The 15091-nt window shown below is 64.3% G+C and carries 11 protein-coding genes; 5 read left to right on the top strand and 6 right to left on the bottom strand.

Annotated features, from left to right (window positions below; translation table 11 throughout):
- Window positions 1-36 precede the first annotated feature (36 nt).
- From BRA1253DRAFT_RS22300 to BRA1253DRAFT_RS22280, 5 genes are all read right to left on the bottom strand, one after another.
- The gene (locus BRA1253DRAFT_RS22300) at window positions 37-867 is read right to left on the bottom strand and encodes an MlaD family protein (RefSeq protein WP_007598064.1); all 831 of its coding nucleotides are present in this window, start codon (window positions 865-867) and stop codon (window positions 37-39) included.
- 145 nt (window positions 868-1012) lie between these two features.
- Window positions 1013-3232 (bottom strand): acetate--CoA ligase family protein, encoded by a 2220-nt coding sequence (locus BRA1253DRAFT_RS22295; RefSeq protein WP_007598062.1) that lies wholly within the window; start codon window positions 3230-3232, stop codon window positions 1013-1015.
- 162 nt (window positions 3233-3394) lie between these two features.
- Window positions 3395-4375, bottom strand: coding sequence for a glycosyltransferase family 2 protein (locus tag BRA1253DRAFT_RS22290; protein ID WP_007598061.1), 981 nt, complete (start codon window positions 4373-4375; stop codon window positions 3395-3397).
- 152 nt (window positions 4376-4527) lie between these two features.
- A complete protein-coding gene (locus tag BRA1253DRAFT_RS22285; protein WP_007598060.1) occupies window positions 4528-5097 on the bottom strand; it encodes a class GN sortase in 570 nt (189 codons plus the stop codon).
- Between the two features lie 169 nt (window positions 5098-5266).
- Window positions 5267-7528 (bottom strand): marine proteobacterial sortase target protein, encoded by a 2262-nt coding sequence (locus BRA1253DRAFT_RS22280; RefSeq protein WP_007598059.1) that lies wholly within the window; start codon window positions 7526-7528, stop codon window positions 5267-5269.
- A 183-nt stretch (window positions 7529-7711) separates the two neighbouring features.
- On the opposite strand from BRA1253DRAFT_RS22280, the gene BRA1253DRAFT_RS22275 reads away from it, so the two are divergent.
- Window positions 7712-8482: a helix-turn-helix transcriptional regulator gene (locus BRA1253DRAFT_RS22275; RefSeq protein ID WP_007598058.1), complete on the top strand. Its 771-nt coding sequence runs from the start codon at window positions 7712-7714 to the stop codon at window positions 8480-8482.
- A gap of 48 nt (window positions 8483-8530) precedes the next feature.
- Window positions 8531-10054, top strand: coding sequence for a glycosyltransferase family 2 protein (locus BRA1253DRAFT_RS22270; RefSeq protein ID WP_035993797.1), 1524 nt, complete (start codon window positions 8531-8533; stop codon window positions 10052-10054).
- A gap of 85 nt (window positions 10055-10139) precedes the next feature.
- Here BRA1253DRAFT_RS22270 and BRA1253DRAFT_RS22265 read toward each other — a convergent pair whose 3' ends face one another.
- Window positions 10140-11690: a long-chain fatty acid--CoA ligase gene (locus BRA1253DRAFT_RS22265; protein ID WP_035995350.1), complete on the bottom strand. Its 1551-nt coding sequence runs from the start codon at window positions 11688-11690 to the stop codon at window positions 10140-10142.
- Between the two features lie 265 nt (window positions 11691-11955).
- Between BRA1253DRAFT_RS22265 and BRA1253DRAFT_RS22260 the strand changes: the two genes are divergently transcribed.
- The 3 genes from BRA1253DRAFT_RS22260 (at window position 11956) to BRA1253DRAFT_RS22250 (ending at window position 15035) form a co-directional block, all read left to right on the top strand.
- Complete coding sequence (locus tag BRA1253DRAFT_RS22260; RefSeq protein ID WP_007598053.1) at window positions 11956-13092, top strand: acyl-CoA dehydrogenase family protein; 1137 nt, start codon at window positions 11956-11958, stop codon at window positions 13090-13092.
- A gap of 123 nt (window positions 13093-13215) precedes the next feature.
- Window positions 13216-14379: an acyl-CoA dehydrogenase family protein gene (locus BRA1253DRAFT_RS22255; RefSeq protein ID WP_007598051.1), complete on the top strand. Its 1164-nt coding sequence runs from the start codon at window positions 13216-13218 to the stop codon at window positions 14377-14379.
- The gene (locus tag BRA1253DRAFT_RS22250) at window positions 14379-15035 is read left to right on the top strand and encodes a glutathione S-transferase family protein (protein ID WP_007598049.1); all 657 of its coding nucleotides are present in this window, start codon (window positions 14379-14381) and stop codon (window positions 15033-15035) included. Before BRA1253DRAFT_RS22255 ends, BRA1253DRAFT_RS22250 begins: the two co-directional genes overlap by 1 nt.
- The last annotated feature ends 56 nt before the right edge of the window (window positions 15036-15091 follow it).

Here is a 15091-nt window from a genome sequence, read left to right as displayed (position 1 = left end):
ACAAGGGCGGCGTCATGCACTCCGCGTGATGAGGGTCTACCGTTTCTGCTGCGCCGGCTTGCGTGGCGGTCGCGGAGCGGCGGCCGGCGTGGGTGTCCCGCTCATCTTGTTGGCGGCCTCGCTGACGTCGAGCAGCGATCGGCGGATGTCTTCGAGGAAGTTCGCCGATTTCTTTCTCATGGTGTCGGCGAGCTCGTGCAATCCCTGGATCTTTTCGAACAGCTCGTCGGCCTTGCCGTCGGCAAAGCCGGGCACTACGCCTTCGATCTTTGTGACCGCCTTGTCGAAGCCCGCGAAGGCGCTGTCGACCTTGGCCATGACGGAATCGATTTCGCCGCCCTTGCTCCTGAGATCGGCGGTGTAGTTCTCGAACGTGCGCAGGCCCTCCTTGATCGCCGGGGCGTTGCTGACGATCGTGCGGTCGACACTGTGCAGGGTGTCGACGATTGATTCGGCGTCGCTGAGATCGGCGGTCAGCACGGGGACGCCGTCCGAATCCAGCGGCACTGGCGGTGCGGAGGGCGCGCCGCCGATCAGCGAGACCGCGGCGACGCCGGTAAGACCGAGGAACTCGATGCCCGCGACGGTGTCCTTGCGGATCGGCGCGGAGTTGTCGAGCATCACCAGGGCCACGACCTTGCGCGGATTGTCCAGCTTGATCGACAGGATCTGGCCTGCGGGGACGCCGTCGAAATTGACCGGCCCGCCGCGGCGCAATCCGCTCGCCGAGCCGCCCTCGAACACGACGCGCAACGGGCTGCGGCTCTGGAGGGTGCGCCATTTCTGCACGCCGAGCACGCCGCCGAACGCCACGGCGATCACCGCCAGCGTCGCCGTTCCGATCACCAGATTGCTCGCGCGTGCCATGCAGGGTGATTTTACGGCCAAACGAGGGAAGTTGGAAGGAGCTGCAATGGTACGTAGGGCGGGTTAGCGAAGCGTAACCCGCCAACGCCTCGTGCGGCCATGGAGCGATTTGGCGGATTACGCTGCGTTAATCCGCCCTACGGTCTCAATGCCCGGCGGCGCGCTTGGCCGCAGCATTGTTCAGCACGATCAGGGCATCGACGGCGACGCCGGTCCCGGCATTGATCAGGAACGGATTGACGTCGATCGAGGCGATCCGGTCGCCGGCATCCGCGATCAGGTTGGAGAGGCCGACCAGCGCCTTCACTGCGGAGGTCTCGTGCAAAGCCGGCTTGCCGCGATAGCCGCGCATCTTGATACCGGCTTTGGTGCGGCCGATCAGGAGCCGGGCCTCAGCCTCGTCCAGCGGCGCGCCGGCGAGCGCGACGTCCTTCATCAGCTCGATGTCGATGCCGCCGGTGCCGAACAGCACGACCGGACCCATCTCGGCATCGAGGGAGGCGCCGACCACGAGCTCCAGATCGGCCTTGACCTGTTGCGCGATCAGGATGCCGTCGAGCTTCGGCTTGCCCTTCAGCCTGCTCACCCGCGCGGTGATGTCGGCGAACGCCTTCTTCACTTCGGCCGGGTTGGTAAGATTCAGCACCACGCCGCCGATATCTGATTTGTGCAGGATCTCGGCGCTGACGACTTTTGCCACGACCGGGAAACCGATCTGCTTGGCGATCTTCACGGCCTCGGCTGCCGTCTGCGCGATTGCCTCCTTCGAGATCGGGATGCCATAGGCCTTCAGCAGCTTCTTCGAGGCGACCTCGTCGAGCGCGGCGCCCGTTGCCGATTTCAGCGCCTTCTCAAGCACGGCACGCGCGGCCGGCTTCGAGCTCGAGACGATATCGGGCACTTCCTTGCGCAGCTTGGCGTAGTCGAGCAGCGACTTGATCGCAGTCACCGCGCGGTCCATGCCCTGCATCACCGCAAGATGCGGCAGCGACTTGCGCAAGGTCTTGGTGAACTCGGTGAAGCCGATCGACATCGCGCTGATATAGATCACCGGCTTGCCGGCCCGGCTCGCCATCTCGTCGACGATGCGCAGATTGCGCTCGCGCAGCTCGTGCGGCGCTTTCGGCAGCTCGGCATCGATGATGACGATGTCGATTTCGGGGTCGTCGATCATCAGCCCGATCGATTTCATGTAGACGGAGGGATCGACCACCGCGGCGAAGCCAGCGTCGAGCGGGTTGCCGACGATCGAGCCCGGCCCGAGCATCTTTGCCAGCTCCGAGCGGACATGCGAGCTGAGTGGTGCAAAATTCAGGCCTTCTGCATCGAAGGCGTCGATCAGCATGCCGCGCTTGCCGCCGGATAGCGTCACTGCGGCGAGCCGGTCCCCCCTGGGCACAGCGGCATGGACGAAGCATTCGGTGGTCTCGATCAACTCGTCGAGCCCGCCGACCCTGATGACCCCTTCGCGCGTTGCAATGGCGTCGAATGTCTCGATCGAGCCCGCGAGCGCGCCGGTGTGTGCCATCGCCGCCGCGCGGCCACCCTCGGAGGCCCCGAGCTTGAGCGCGATCACCGGTTTGCTCGCGGCGCGCGCCGCCTTGCAGGCGTCCCGGAACGCCTTGGTGTTGCGCACGCCTTCGAGGTACACCACGATCACCTTGATGCTCGGATCCTCGGCGAAATAGCGCATCAAGTCCGGCGTCTCGAGCCCGGCCTCGTTGCCGGTCGTCACCATGTAGCCGACCCCGACGCCGCGATCTTCCAGGGCCTGGCGGATCGCCATGACGATGGCGCCGGATTGCCCGGCAATCGCCACCGCGCCCTGTTCCATGGTGACGATACGGTCGTCGATATTGGTGAAGAGCTTTTCGCCCGCGCTCAAATTGCCGAGGCAGTTCGGGCCGGTGACCGCCAATCCCGTCTCGCGCACGGCCGCTTGCAGTTCGGCGGCGAGCTTCTGGCTTTCCTCATCCTGCAACTCGCTGAAGCCCGAAGTGACGATGGTGGCCGAGCGCGCGCCGGCCGCGGCGGCGTCGCGGATCACTTGCACGGCAAAGCGCGCCGGCACCAGCACCAGCACGTGGTCGGGTTTTTCCGGGAGGCTTGCAAAGTCCTTGTAGCAGGGGACACCCCAGATGGCGTCGCGTTTGGCATTGACCGGATAGAGCCCGCCCTCGTAGCTGTATTTGACCAAATTGTTCCAGATGCGCTCGGCGTAGTTGCCGGGCTTGTCGGTCGCGCCCACCAGCACGATGTTGCGCGGATGCAGCATGGCGTGGATGCCCTTGACGATGTCGCTGGCATCGGGCGCCGGAGACCATGGGCGCGACGAAGCTGAGGCGGCAGATACGCGAGCTTCCATGGTGTGACCTCACCTGTTGTTCTTGTTGGTGGTGCGTCACTCTGTTCTATGGCGAGTTCTTCGGACTGGCAACCACGTGGGCAGGTATGCCGTGCGGTGGAATGAGCGCGCGTCAAGCCCTGGTGGTGATCGACATCTTCGGATCTCTGCTCGCGCCGTGGTTCAGTATCTCAGCATGCCGAGTTTGTAGGCGTAGTGATAGGCCAACTGCTTCGCCAGATAAGGAGCGATGGCGCGCCGGATCTGCATCTGTGTCGGTTCGAAGCCGAGAACGCGTCGCCGCAGGACGCCCATCTCCCTGACGCCGACCGCATAGGTGGATGCCGTCTTTTGTGCGTCATGGATTCGGAAGCAGGCGAGAAATCGCGGCAAGCGTGCGAATTTGAATCCTGCGGCTTGCGCTCGAAGGATGAAGTCCCAGTCCATCGCGTAGTGTAAACTCTCGTCGATCGGCCCGATCCTGTCCCACACGCGCTTGCGCCAGAACATCGTCTCTTGCGGAATGTAGTCGGCATATCGCAACGCCTTGCCGTCGTGGGGCGGCAGCACGGCGCGGCCGACCTCGAGTCCCTCGCGATCGATGAAGACGCGATGGCCGTAGACGACGTCGACATGCGGATGTGCGATGAAGTAATTTGCGACATAGGCAAGCGTCCCGGGCAGCAGCATGTCGTCGCTGTTGAGATAGGCCATGATCTCGCTCTCGATGCCGGCGAAGCCGAGATTGATGGCGCTGGATTGCCCCTTGTCCGGCTCGCTCCTCCAGCGCAGGCTATCGCCGCGCCCCTTCAGGAGATCGAGCGTGCCGTCGATCGAGGCGCCGTCCTGCACGTGATAATACAGGTCCGGATAGTTCTGGCTGACGATGCTGTCGATCGTGGCGTCGAGATATGGCGCATGGTTGTAGCTCGGCGTGACCATCGCGATTCGGGGCGCGCCCGGATGGATCGCAGGTGCTGGCGGGAAAGCCGTCAGGTTGAGCAGACGCGGCGGATATTGCTCGAAGGTCCACATCGGCGGGCGGCGCCAGAGGCTCCGAAGCGAGGAGCGTCTTTGCCCGGCGGCGATAAGATCCTGGTTCCTCTCCAGGAGCGCGACGCGGTTTTCGAGCTGTTCGAGACGCTGCCTGAACTCCTCATCCATCCCCGTTCTTCTCGCAAATTGCAGCGAAAATGCTCAATGGGCCATTCTGATAGGTCTCCCGTCGACGGCGCCGGTTCACGGGTTCCATCATGCGGGATTGTCCCTACAGGCCGGGCGGATTCAAGAGGGGGGTGCGGATCGATTGCGAACCGCTATTCATCGGTTCCGATCAGGGTGGCATGCAGGATGTAGCGCTCGGGGCCGGACACGACGGCGTCGAACGGCCAGCAGGTCGCGAGCACGAGTTCGGCTGCCCGTGCCGCAGGATCGATGCCCGAGGCATCGAAGCGAACCACAGCGGAGGAATCCGCGCGAAAACGAAAGTGCTTGCCATCACTGCGTGTGACATCGATCAAGTCACCAATGGCGACATTCCGCAGGAAGCGGAAATGAGTGTCGCGGTGCGCTGCATATACGGCAACACCCCGCTCGCCCGCGTCAGCCGTTTGGCGGATATGGCCGGGACCGAAAGCGAGCGCCTGGCCGCTCGCGCCTTCCAGCACGATCGCGCTGGCGCCGATCCGCCTCACCTCGATCCGCGCGACCGGCCATGTGTCGGCCCATGACCATGGCCTGACCACTTCGCCGGTCGCAACGCTCTTGTCGAACGCGCGCTCCAGCAGCACCTGCGCGAGCCACGCCTTCGCATGGATGTGGGCGCCGTCGCCGAACAGGATGATGCCGATCAGGGCGAGAGCCAGGGGAGAGATGAAGCGGGGCATTGTTTCCACACTCGTCATTGCGAGCGAAGCGAAGCAATCCAGAATCTTTTCGCGGAGGCAGCCTGGATTGCTTCGCTGCGCTCGCAATGACAACAAAAAGGCGCGCGCGGCCGTTGGTGTGGGACGGGCAGCCGCGCGCGCTAACAGAGGAGTTCGGGGAGCTCCTCTCTCAAGCGGCGTCAGTGAGCAAGGACTGACGCCGGTTGAACACGAACAGGATCATGGCGAGCAGGATCAGGATCACGCCTGCGGTCATCTTCAACTCGGCCGAGGTCGCGGTCTTGGGCAGGCGGATCGTATCGGTTGCCGCCGGCGTCGGCCGCCTCGTGGCCGACTGGCTGCGCGCATCGGCGTGACGCTCGCGGAGTTGCGCCGGGACCTGCTGGCGTTCGCCAAAGACCTTCGCGAAATCCCAGCCGGCCGGCAGGTTGATCGGCAATTCGCTGAGCTTGAGCGGCTCACCCTCGGGACGGCTCGGCGTCTTGTCGACCGCGACGAGGCTGGTGAGTCGGGTGACGATCTGATGGTCGAGCGCCAGTGCCAGGATCGCCTTGTCGGAATCTTCGGGCGTCATCTCGCGCACGGTGCGCGCCACTTCGGCATCGTCGATCTTGCGCTTGGCCCAAAGCTTCGACAAGCCTTTGCCTTCGGCCGCATTTTGCAGCGGCAGCGTCACCGACCATGGGCGGTCGCCGACGCGGCCCTTGATCTCGACCGAGCCCGCGAGCGTGTCGAGCTTTGCGGCCAGCACCAGCGGCTCGTCGCGATAGACGTCGGGAATGATCGTCGGTGTGACGTCGGCCTTGGCTTCGGAGAACTTTGCGCTCAGGCCGGTCACGGCCGGGTTCTCGAGCTTGGCAAACAGGCCGCGCATGCGCTCCTCGATCTGCTCGACCGAGCCGATATGGGTGAAGGCACCGCGGCCGAGCTCGGCGGCGCGCGTCATCAGATAGGTGTTGGGCGCCGACCCGATACCGACCATGAACACGCGCGAGCGGCCGCGCATCGCCGTGATCGTTTCGAACAATTGCTGCTCGTTGCCGATCGCACCATCTGTCAGGAATACGACCTGGCGAACCATGCCGGCGTCGCCGAGCTTGTCGGTCAGCGCGGCCCGCATCGCCGGCACCATCTCGGTGCCGCCACGCGCCTGCAGCGCGCTGACGAACGAGGTGGCTTCACCGACACGCTCGGCATCCGCCGCCACGGAGGCCGGAAACAGCACGTCCATGGTGTCGTCGAAACGGATGACATTGAAACGGTCGGTCGGCTGGAGACGGGAGAGCGCGTAGGTGAGGCTCGCCTTGGCCTGAACGATCGACGTGCCGCCCATCGAGCCGGAATTGTCGATCACGAATATCACCTCGCGCGGCCGTGGCTTCTGCGTCGCCTGCTCGGCGGCGGGCGGGGTGACGAAGGCGAGCAGATAATCGGTGTCGCCGACGCGCTCGCGGAATAAACCAACCGACGGCGCCTTCGCGGCGGCCGGCTTCCAGGTCAGTTCGAAATCGCGGTCGGCAGGCACGGCACCGTCGGCAAGCGTGACGATTCGCGTCGTATTGTCCGGGCTCTCGACCTTGACGTTGTGGTGGGGGCTCTTGACCTCGCCGAGCGCAAAGCCGGCGTTCAGGCGTATCGTGATGCTGGTCGGGTTGACCGGTGCATTCCTGGCGGGATCCAGCACGGGCGGCGAGATGCGGTCGCGGTCCGGCACCGGGTCCGAATTCGTCGCGCCCCAGCCGGAGCCATCGTTGCGGAAATCGACGCTCTGGACGATCGGCGCCGGATTGTAGCGCGGTCCGACCACCAGCGGCAGGCGCAGCGAATATTCGTTGCCGGATTGATGCACCGGTTCCTGATACTCGATCTGCACCAGCACGGTTTCTCCGGGACCGATATTGGCGACCGAGTTGGTGAAGATATTCGGCCGCTCCTGTTCGGTGAGCGCGGCCTTCTGGCCGGCCCGGCGCGCCTCTTCGTAGATCACGCGCGCCTGCTGCCGCTCCTTGATGTCGCCGACGATGACGCGATTGCCGACCACCATCTTCAGCGAATCGACGGCACCGCCGGCGGGGAGCGGATAGACATAGGTCGCCTCGGCCCAGTCCTTGGTCGGATTGCGGAAGATCTGGGTGACGCGGGCGCGCAATGTCGGGCCCGACACCGTGATGTCGACGTCGATGCCGAGGCGGATCGCTTCCGTGTAGGCGCCATCCTCCTTCAGAAGCAGGGTGCCGGACTTGGCGTCGCCGGGCTGAAGCAGGCTGGCCTGCTCCGTCGTCGCCGACCAGCCCGGCTCCAAGCTCACCAGCAGCGCCACGAAGGCGACCAGCATCACCGCGATGCCCTGCGCCAGAAGGAACAGTCCGACCACGATGAGTCTGCCCAGCCAAGGGTGTTCGTTGCTGTCCGTCGTGTCGTAGGTATCCATTTGGCCTGCTCCCGAGGATGTTTGCTGGCTCTGAGCATCGGCCAGGACGGCGCGGTTTCGCGAGCAGAATGATCGGCAATGTTCCGCCACGGCCGGCCCGGCCGGCCGCCTCCGAGATGGCCAAGTGCGGTTTTGTGCTGGTTTGTCCGCCCTGCTAGGATGCTGTCCTGGAGCAGAGCCACGATGCAGACGCAGGACAAATTCACCGACAAGCAGCTTTCGGACGAGCAGAGCCGCGAGATTGCGGAGACCATCCGTGAGGAGCTCGCCAGGCGCCGGATCTCCCGGCAGGCGCTGGCCGAGCAGGCCAAGCTCAGCCTGTCGACGCTGGAGAAGGTGCTCGGTGGCCGACGGCCGTTCACACTGGCGACCACAGTGCGGCTGGAGCAGGCGCTGGGCGTCTCCCTGCGCAGAAGCGCCGCCGTGGTGACGCCTCCGGCCGCAAACGATGTCGCGCCCGACAGCCTCGGCTCCTATGCGCATCGCGCGGTGACCTGGCTCGAGGACGTCTACATCACGTTGCGACCGTCGTTCGGCGACAAGGACGCGATCTTCGCCTACCGCACCGAGATCGTCTGGGAGCCGAAGGTCTCCTCATTGGTGTTCCGCGAGGGGGAGCGGACCGATGCCGCCTATGAACACACCGGCGAGGTCGCCGTGCCGCATCAGTCCGGCTTCATCTATCTCGTCATCATCAAGCATGGCCAGCATCGCGTAATCACCGTGTCGCGGCCGACGGTCGCCGGCGAAATGTACGGGATCATCTCGACGCTCCGCGCCGGCCCCGGCTCGCAGCTGACGCCGATCGCAGCGCCGATCGCCTATGTGCCGCTTCGAAACTTCGCGAAGCCCTCGCTGGGTCGGGTCGCGCCCGGCGATGCCAACCATGAACTGTACCAAAAGCACCTGCGCCGAACGGTGGAAGAATCGTTCGCGCTGTTTCTGTCGGTATAGTCCGCAGGAAATTATCCGGAATGACGCGGCATGCGTCTATAAGGGGACATGCAGGACGCGCCCGCACTCGATGACGGCGAATCTCCGCTGTTCTCAATCATTATCCCGCTCGAATCTCACCGAGGGCAGTGGGAGATGTCCTGGCTCGGCTGGACGTCGCAGACTGCCGACAAATCGCTCTACGAGATCATTTTGGTCGTGCCACCGGATTTCACGGCACGCGAGCAGTTGAAGACGCTGGCCGGCAACAGGGCTCGACTCGAATTCACCGATTCCGAACACGACATCGGGCTCTGCGCATTTGGCGCGACGAAGGCGCGCGGCAGCTATCTGTTCTTCACGGAATCGCACTGCCGGCCCGAACCCGACGTGATCGAACTCTGCATTCGCGCGATCGATGCTCATCCCGACTGGGCCGGCTTTTCCTGCCGTTCGATCCCGATCTGCCATAACCGGTTATCCGTGGCAGAGGCCGCCATGTACAAGGCCGACATCGAGTTCGGTATGAAGCAGCATCCCTGGCGCAAGGTGCTGGATCAGTGTTTCGTGACGCGGCGAGACGTCTACTGGGAATGCGGCGGCCTGCGCGAAGAGCTCGGTCATTTCGCCGAATGGGTGCTTGCCGCCGCCTATCACGCGAGAGGCCATTCCATAGGCTATCTCGAGGAGGCGCGCTTCCATCACTACTATGTCGGCGAGATCGACGAGCTGAAGCAATTCACGCTCGACTTCGTGCAAGGCGAGATTCGCTATCTGAGCGAGGCCCGCAACGATCCCGGCAGCGAGCTGCTCGACGTTCCGATCGAGTGGAGCTCGCGGAGTGAGGCCGGCACGTCGCTCGCCCGCAATGCACTGAACGCGCTCCTGCGCTACAGCCTCGCTGGCGGCGGCCGAGGACGGTCTGGCGAGAAATTGCTGGCGTTATGGCGTTGGGCCGTGCCGGCGCTGCTCGGCGATCTCGGCGCGCGCGCTTTCACGCGGCTGGGGGCATGGCACGCGCGGGCCGTGCTGGTCGTTCTGACGGCCGCCGGATCGAGCGAGGCGATCGCGCGATGGATGCGGCGATACATCGCTGCGCTGATCCGGCATCAGAGACTCGATTGCATTCATCGTCTCGGGCGAGATGCGCGGTCTGTCGACGGCTTTCTTGGTGGCCACGTTATCGCGCAGATCGGATTCCATGCCGAGGAGTTCTCCGCCGGTTACACTTTCCGCTGGAGCGAACCGGAGGCTGCCGTGCGCATCAAGGGGATGCCTGGCCGCACCATCCTTCGCGTTCGAAGCCCCGCGCTTCGCGCGCCGCTGGATACGATCGACACGCGATTCTATATCGACGGCACGCCCGTCGCCCCCGAGGCGGTCGCGACCGGTTATGACGGCTACACGCTGAGACTCGATCTGCCGCCGTCAGGCATCGCCACCCTGGCCTGGGCATGCCCTGTGTTCAGGGGCGTCGGCGATTCTCGTCGTCTCGGTCTGGCCGTCGCGGGCATCGAGGTCGGCCACGACATGATCGAGGTCGAAAGCGCGGGACCCCCCGCGCTCACCGAAGAGAATAGCGGCCCTTCATGAAAATTCGTTAAAATTCCCTGGGGTTTCTTCTGGGGTGGAGCAGGCATGTCACAAAAGAAAAGCGCCCGCGAGAGGAGCGCTTTCATCAGGCGTTGGCGGCTTTCTTGTCGACTTCGGAAGTGACCGAGAATTCCTTGCGCAAGGTCGGCTTGTGGATCTTGCCGGTGGCGTTGCGAGGTAACGCGTCGACGAAGCGGACCTGGCGTGGACATTTGAACCGCGCGAGATTCGCCGCGCAGTGTGCGAAGACATCGGCCTCGGTCAACCGCTGGCCGGGCTTGGCCGCGACGATGGCGAGGCCGACCTCGCCCCATTGCACATCGGGAATGCCGATCACGGCGGCTTCCGCGATGGCGTTGAGTTGGTGCAGGACGTTCTCCACTTCGGCCGGATAGACGTTCTCGCCCCCGGAGATGTACATGTCCTTCCAGCGGTCGACGATGTAGTAAAAGCCTTCCTCGTCGACGCGTGTCGCGTCTCCCGTGTGCAGCCAACCGTCGGTGAACGACGTTTTGTTCGCCTCCGGCCTGTTCCAGTAGCCGGGCGTGATGTTCGGTCCCTTGACCCAGAGTTCGCCGTGTTCGCCGACATCGGCGTCGCTGCCATCGGGCCGCACGATCCGCACTTCGGTGTGCAGCACCGGCTTGCCGGCCGACCCGGCCTTGCGCGCCGCATCCTCGCGGTCGAGCACCAGCACCGCCGGCGAGGTCTCGGTCATGCCGTAGCCCTGCTGGAGCGCGACGCCGCGCGCCTCCCACACCTTGAGCAGCGGCACCGGCATTGGTGCACCGCCGACACCGCCGACGATGAGCCTGCCGAGGTCGGTAGTCGCGAAGGCCGGATGCTGGGCCATAAACTGGTAGATCGCGGGCACGCCGAAGAACACGTTGATGCCCTGCGCGGGATCGTTGATCAGACCGAGCGCCGCGCCGGGATCGAAGGCGCGCATGATCATCACGGTGCCACCGGCATGCAGCACCGGGTTGGTGTAGCAGTTCAGTCCGCCGGTGTGGAACAGCGGCAGCACGGTGAGCAGCACCGAGGACGGCCCGATGCAGGCGGGGCCGCCGAGATTGACGCAATTCCAGAAGGTCATGCCATGGGTGATGGTGGCGCCCTTGGGATGACCCGTCGTGCCGGAGGTGTACATGATGGTCGAGACGTCATCGAGGGTCACCTCCTCGATTTTCTCGAGTGGCTTTGCGGCGGCGATGCCGGCCTCGTAAGTCCCGCCGGGGCCAAGCAGCAGGCTCGTCTCAATGCCGCAGAGCCTTGCCACGGCAAGCGCCGTTTCGGCGAGATCGGTGTCGTGGATCATCACCTTCGGGGCGCAATCTGCGGTGATGAACTGGAGTTCGGGAACGGTGAGCCGGGTGTTCAGCGGCACGAAGATCGCGCCCAGCCGGCCGCAGGCGAATTGCACCTCCAGCGTATCGGTCGCGTTCAGCGCCAGCACGGCGACCCGCTCGCCGCGCGAGACATTCAGCGTATGGCGCAGAAATGAAGCGAGACGAGAGATACGCGCATCGAGCTGCGCATAGCTGAAGCGGCGCCCGCTCGCGAGGTCGATCACCGCGATCTTGTTCGGCGTGCGGCGGCCATAATGGGCGATCCAGTCATAGTAACGAACGGCCAAGAATTCCTCCCTCGGCGGTTTGGTGCCGCCCGCGTCCCTATTGCCATGCACCATGCCCGGCATGGCCCTGGGGCCAGCCGGAGTTTGTGCACCACGCCTTTTTTTGATCCGGAGTTGGCGCGCGAGCGGTGAAAATCGTCTTGCGTTGAGTTGCTAGAGCGGGCGCTGCTCGGAAGCGGCCGCCGGCCAGCCACTCCGCGCAAGTGAGCCGCCAAGGTTCCGGCCATGGTGGACGAGACGAATCCGCCAGCGAGGCGAGAGTGCGATGATGAGCCCGTTCTATACCGTCGAGCATGACGCCTTTCGCGAGGTGATGCGTCGCTTTGTCGACAAGGAGATTGCGCCCTTCGCCCACGAGTGGGACGAGGCCGGCGAATTCCCGCGCGCGCTCTATCGCAAGGCGGCCGAGATCGGGCTCTTGGGACTCGGTTTCCCCGAGGAATATGGTGGGATCGCCGCCGACCAGTTCATGAAGATCCTCGCCAGCCAGGAGCTGGCGCGGGCTGGCGCCGGCGGCATCAGCGCCAGCTTGATGAGCCATACCATCGGTTCGCCGCCGATCGCGCGGGCCGCGCGCCCCGAGGTCAAGGCGCGCGTGCTGCCTCAGGTGCTCGCGGGGGAGAAAATCTCTGCCCTCGCGATCACCGAGCCGGGCGGCGGCTCTGATGTTGCGGGCCTCCGGACCAAGGCGCGGCGCGACGGCGATCACTACGTCGTGAGCGGCGAGAAAACCTTCATCACCTCGGGTATGCGTGCCGACTATCTGACCGTTGCGGTGCGCACCGGCGGCGAGGGCGCCGGCGGCGTCAGCCTGCTCCTGATCGAGGGGGATACGCCCGGCCTGTCGCGGACAAAGCTGAAGAAGATGGGTTGGTGGGCCTCTGACACCGCGACGCTGCATTTCGACGAGTGCCGCGTACCGGCGGAAAACCTGATCGGCGAGGAAGGCCATGGCTTCAAGATCATCATGCGGAATTTCAACAGCGAGCGCATGGGCATGGCGGCGGGCTGCACCGCGTTCGCGCGCGTCTGCCTCGACGAGGCGATCGCCTACGCCAAGGAGCGCAAGACCTTTGGCAAGCCGCTCGCGCAGCACCAGGTGATCCGCCACAAGATCGTCGACATGGCGCAGAAGGTCGCCGCTTCGCAAGCGATGCTTGAGATGCTGGCCTGGCGGCTGGAGCAGGGCGACAGCCCGGTCGCCGAAATCTGCATGATGAAGAACCAGGCGACCCAGACCATGGCATTCTGCGCCTCGGAGGCCGTGCAGATTTTTGGCGGCGCAGGCTTCATGCGCGGCATCAAGGCGGAGCGCATCTATCGTGAGGTCAAGGTCAACGCGATCGGCGGCGGCACCGAAGAGATCATGAAGGATCTGGCGTCGCGGCAGATGGGGTTGTGAAGGACGCCGTCTTTCCGGGGCGGCGCGTAGCGTCGAACCCGGAATCCATCGAGCCGCAGATGTCGCAGAAGAATGGATTCCGGGTTCGCGCTTCGCGCGTCCCGGAATGACAAAGGGAAAGAAATGCTGTTCACCGCCGACCACGACGAGATCCGCCGTTCCTTGCAAAAATTCATCGCCAACGAGATCAATCCTCATGTCGATGAATGGGAAAAAGCCGACATCTTCCCGGCGCACGCGCTGTTCAGGGAGATGGGCAGCCTCGGCTTTCTCGGGCTGAACAAGCCGGTCGAATTCGGCGGCTCCGGCCTCGACTATTCCTATGCGCTGATGATGGCGGAAGAACTCGGCGCCATCAATTGCGGCGGCGTGCCGATGGCCATCGGAGTGCAGACCGACATGGCGACGCCGGCGCTGGCGCGGTTCGGCTCCGATGAAGTGCGGCGCGAGTTTCTCAGCCCCTCGATCTCAGGCGATTACGTCGCCTGTATCGGCGTCTCCGAGCCCGGCGCAGGCTCCGATGTCGCATCGATCAAGACCAATGCGCGCGGGGACGGCGACGATTATGTCATCGATGGCGGCAAGATGTGGATTACCAACGGCACCCAGGCCGACTGGATCTGCCTGCTCGCCAATACCGGCGACGGACCCGTTCACCGCAACAAGTCGCTGATCTGCGTGCCCATGAAGACCAAGGGCGTCACCGTCGCGCGCAAGCTCGACAAGTTGGGCATGCGCTCCTCCGACACTGCGCAGATCTTCTTCGACAACGTCCGCGTGCCCAAGCGCAACCGGATCGGCGAGGAGGGCAAGGGCTTTACCTACCAGATGATCCAATTCCAGGAGGAGCGGCTCTGGGGTGCGGCGGCCTGCCTGAAGGCGCACGAATACATCATCAACGAGACCATCGAATACACCCGCAATCGCAAGGCCTTCGGGAAGTCGATCCTCGACAACCAGGTGGTCCACTTCAAGCTCGCGGAGATGCAGACCGAGGTCGAGCTGCTGCGCGCGCTGATTTACCGTGCCGCCGAGCAGCTGGTCGCCGGCGAGGATGTCACGAAACTGGCGACCATGGCCAAGCTGAAGGCCGGCCGGCTCGGGCGCGAACTCACCGACGCCTGCTTGCAATATTGGGGCGGAATGGGCTTTACCAACGAGACGCCGGTCAGTCGCGCCTATCGCGATAGTCGCCTGACATCGATTGGCGGTGGCGCCGACGAGGTCATGCTGATGGTCCTGTGCAAGATGATGGGCACGCTGCCCGGCAGCAAAGGAAGTTCCTGATGATCACGCTCTATCATTGCGACGCCGCGCGCTCGTTCCGTCCGCTCTGGATGCTGGAGGAGATGGGGCTGCCCTATGAATTGAAGATGCTGCCATTCCCGCCGCGGGTCTTCGCTAAGGAATACCTCGCGCTCAATCCGCTGGGCACGATTCCCTTCATGGTCGATGGCGAGACGAAAATGACCGAGTCCTCCGGCATCTGCCACTATCTCGGCACCAGGCATGGACCGACGCCACTGATGGTCGGACCCGAAGATCCCGCCTATGGCGCGTTCCTGAACTGGATGTATTTCAGCGACGCCACGTTAACCTTCCCGCAGACGCTGGTGCTCCGATACACCCAGCTCGAGCCGGAAGAGCGCCGCAATCCGCAGGTCGCCGGCGACTATGCCAAGTGGTTCTTGGGCCGCCTGCGCGCGGTCGAGGCAGCCACCGCAAATACCGAGGCCTTGTGCGCGGGCCGCTTCACTGCCGCCGACATCGTGATCGGCTACGCGCTCCGCCTCGCGGACAATATCGGGCTCGCCAAGGATTTTGGGCCAAATGTCGCAGCCTATTGGGCGCGCTTGCAGCAACGCGATGGCTTCAAGCGCGCGGTTGCTGCGGAGCAACAAGCCGGCGTCGAGCAGAACGTGGCAGCAAGAGTGAGGGCGTAATTATCGTCCTGGCGAAAGCCAGGACCCATTACCCCAAGGATTTGTTTGGCGACGAC

The sequence above is a fragment of the Bradyrhizobium sp. WSM1253 genome (genome assembly GCF_000244935.1).
GTDB classification, from domain to species: Bacteria; Pseudomonadota; Alphaproteobacteria; order Rhizobiales; family Xanthobacteraceae; genus Bradyrhizobium; species Bradyrhizobium canariense.
The sequence above is the reverse complement of the archived record's forward strand: the minus strand, read 5'-3'. Positions and strand labels throughout refer to the sequence as shown.